Source organism: Winogradskyella sp., from assembly GCF_965656915.1.
In the GTDB taxonomy this organism is placed as follows: Bacteria; Bacteroidota; Bacteroidia; order Flavobacteriales; family Flavobacteriaceae; genus Winogradskyella.
The window spans coordinates 1-3,773 of the sequence record NZ_CBFHMI010000097.1 but is presented as its reverse complement, the minus strand read 5'-3'; the positions used below and the strand labels follow the sequence as shown (position 1 = coordinate 3,773).

General features: G+C 31.4%; 3 protein-coding genes. All 3 read left to right on the top strand.

The genetic code is table 11. The features are described 5' to 3' along the window. Positions 1-736, top strand: a 736-nt coding sequence (locus ACTG3Y_RS13255) for a RagB/SusD family nutrient uptake outer membrane protein (protein ID WP_439153398.1), incomplete at its 5' end; no start/stop codon positions are given. A gap of 22 nt (positions 737-758) precedes the next feature. Continuing rightward, entirely contained in the window at positions 759-1,499 is a 741-nt protein-coding gene (locus ACTG3Y_RS13250) for a hypothetical protein (RefSeq protein ID WP_439153397.1), read from the top strand. Positions 1,500-1,659: 160 nt separating this feature from the next. Then, a complete protein-coding gene (locus ACTG3Y_RS13245) occupies positions 1,660-3,633 on the top strand; it encodes a putative porin (RefSeq protein WP_439153396.1) in 1,974 nt (657 codons plus the stop codon). Positions 3,634-3,773 lie beyond the last annotated feature (140 nt).

The window sequence follows — 3,773 nt, the reverse complement described above, 5'->3', positions numbered from 1 at the left end:
TACAGTTGCTGCTTTAACTTCTGAAGTTATGGCAACTAATGGTGCTTCATTAATGGGTGCTGCTGAAATTACAGGTGGTTTTAATAATGTAGCTACACCAGGATGGTTTTGGGGTGTAGATTTAACTGAAGATATTGGTTTAGGTTTAGTGTCTTGGTGGGGACAAGTTGATTATTTCTCTTACAGTTATGCTGCTTATGGTGATTCTAAAGCAATGGATGAGGATTTATTTAATGCAATTCCTGCTGATGATGCACGTAAAGATCAGTTCTTAAACGTAGCAGGGCAGTTATACTTAATGCCAATCAACAAGTTTTACGATGATGATAGAGTACCTGCTGGTGCTTCTCAAACTGTAACTGCTGATTACGTATACATGCGTCAGGCAGAAATGATGTTACTTAACGCTGAAGCTTTAGCAAAGTCTGGTCAAGACGGACCTGCTAGAGAGATGCTAAGAAACTTGTTATCTCAGCGTGTTCCTGATACATCTTATTTAGATGCATTATCTGGTACAGCGTTACAAGATGAAATTTACTTACAGACTCGTATAGAGCTTTGGGGTGAAGGAAAATCTTATTTAGCAATGAAGAGAAATCAAGCTACAATAACAAGAGGTGGAAATCACTTATCATTTGTTGGAGTTCCAATTTCTTACGATGACGAGCGTTTAACTTTTGAAATTCCTGAATTAGAAATTCAAGATAACGTGAATATTAGTACGCAAAATCAATAATAATTAAGACAAGACTTATCTCATGAAGAAAATTTTAAATTATATTTTAATAGGAATGCTAATCAGCTTTGCATATAGTTGTGAAGAGGATATAAACGATGGTGCTAGTTTTAACTATGTTACCTTTGAGGATGGACCATCTGACTTCGAAGTAGAAAAAGATGCAACAACTTCAAGAGAAATATTTGTATACGCAGCTAACAAAACAGGTTCTGCGCGTACTTATGATATAGTTATTAATGATGCAACTGATTTAACTGCAGCTTATACTGTAGCTAGTAGTGTAACGATTCCTTCAGATTCTAATGAAGGTTCATTTACAGTATCTGTAACTGATGATGAAGATTTAGGCTTTGTAGCTCAATCTTTAGTATTAGATTTTGTTGATGTATCGGGAGCTAATTTAAGTGATAGTTTAGTGTTAAATGTAACTGAATTATGTACAGATAATAAAGTTGCATTAAACCTCACATTTGATGATTATGCTGAAGAAACGTCTTGGGAAATCCAAGATGCTTCAGGTACAGCAATATTTTCAGGTGGACAAGGTGGTGCTTACGATGACTTGGATGCTACTAGTTTATCAATTAGTTTTTGTATTCCTGATGGAGACTATACATTTGTAATCAACGATGCTTTCGGTGATGGTATGTGCTGTGACTATGGTGACGGTGCTTACAGTTTAATTACGTTTGCTGGAGCTACTTTAGCAGAAGGTGGTGAAGCATTTAGTTCAGAAAGTACTAGTTTCTCATTACCATAATTTTGAATTTATAATCAAAATTTATATAGAAAAGGCCTGTATTAAATACAGGTCTTTTTTTATACACTAATTTTAAGATGTAGAAATAGATTAATTATTTACTTTTGAAGACCAATTATAATAATCAGAAGTTTTTTCTGTTTTGTATTTAAACGTATTAATGTCAAATAAAAGCAATTTATTCTTTGTTTCATTATTGTTTCTTTCAATAGGCTTGTTGAATGCTCAAACTAAGTTAAACAGAACTAGTGGTAAAGTTGCACGTAATCCATTAGGAAACGATTCTAGCACAACTAAAAGAGCAAAAGGATTTGAGAAATTAGCTACAATAGACATGTATCTTATAATTGATGATAATAAGGATTCAATTCAAGTAGATACGTCTCTGACAATAAAAAAAGAATATAAATTTAATTATCTACAAAGAGATGAATTTGGGCTAATTCCATTTGCAAATATTGGTCAAACTTATAATTCACTTTCCTATAATTTTAATACGCAAGATATCATACCAAGTTTTGGTGCCCAGGCAAGGCATTTTAATTATATGAACCAAAATGATATAAAGTATTTTGAAGTGCCTACTCCATGGACACGACTAACTTATAAAACGGCATTTGAACAAGGTCAGATGTTAGATGCTGCTTTTGCTGTTAACTTATCTAAACAATTTAATTTTTCATTGGCATATAAAGGTTTGAGATCTCTAGGTAATTACCAAAATGCATTAACGAGTTCAGGTAATTTTAGATTTACTACAAATTTTAAGACAAAGAATAATCGGTATAAGATAATAGGGCATATCGTAATGCAAGATATTTTAAATCAAGAAAACGGCGGACTTCAGGATGAAGATCTAGAGAATTTTGAATCTGGGGATGAGGAGTTCATCGATAGATCAGTATTTGATATGAATTTTGAAGATGCAGAGAACATCTTGGTAGGTAAACGATTTTATTTAAATCATAGTTATAGTATTTTAAATGAGAAAGATTCCTTAAATACAAATACACTTAAAGTATTTAATGAGCTTGTGTATGAGGATAAATACTATCAATTTTATAAAGATTCACAGTCAACGGAGTATTTCGGAGAATCATTTACTAATGACATCAATGACAAAGTTAGTCTTGAAAATTTTAAAACAACAGTAGGTGCCAACTACAGTAATAAAACTCTAGGTAGATTAAGTTTAGGAATTAATTATTCTGACTTAAACTATGGTTATAATAGTGTTGTTTTACTTCAGGATGAAATAATTCCAAATAGAATCAAACAATCCTTTGCATCAGTAGATGCAAAATATGCCAATACTATTAGTATTTTTAATGTTTATGGTGAAGCCGGTCTAAATCTTTCAAGCGAGTTTAAAGGTAGATTCATTAGTACTGAAATATCTGCTCGTATAAATTCAGATATCTCGTTATCTGGTAAAATAAATATCAGTTCTAAGTTGCCAAATCTAAATTACCTACTTTATCAGAGTGATTACATAAATTATAATTGGTACAATCTTGATGATTATGACACTGTGAACCTGCAACAATTAAAGTTTGATATCGAATCTGAGAAATATTTAAATGCTAATATTGAAATAAATAATATAGATAATTACACCTATTTTAATTTAGAGACAGTAAATAATGAGAATAGAATAATAAAGCCTAGACAGTACAAAAGTTCCATCCAGTATCTTAAAGTAACCGCTAAAAAGGAATTTCGAATAGGAAATTTTGCTTTAGATAACAAAGTAATGTTTCAAAATGTAATCAGTGACGAAGAAGTCTTGAACTTACCAAGTCTAGTTACAAGAAACACCTTGTATTATACCGATCAAATATTTAAAAAAGCAATGACTTTTCAAACTGGGATAGTGTTTAATTACTTTACAAAGTATAATATGAATGGCTATGACCCTCTATTGGCTGAGTTTTATACACAAAATGAAACTGAATTAGGCGGTTTTCCGAGATTTGATTTTTTTATTAATGCAAAAATTAGACAAACAAGGATATTTCTTAAAGCGGAACATTTTAATTCTTCGTTTACAGGGTTTAATTATTTCTCTGCGCCAAATCATCCCTACAGGGATTTTACTGTTAGATTTGGTTTAGTCTGGGATTTCTTTTTATAGTATTATCTTTTCAACAAAAATATTTCAATCGCAAACCCTTCTTATTAAGGGTATTAAAAAATGAATAACAAATAAGTAAAAAAAAGACTTGTGGGGAATAAAAGTAGTTATATATTTGCGCCCCGTTACAGGCAGCTAAA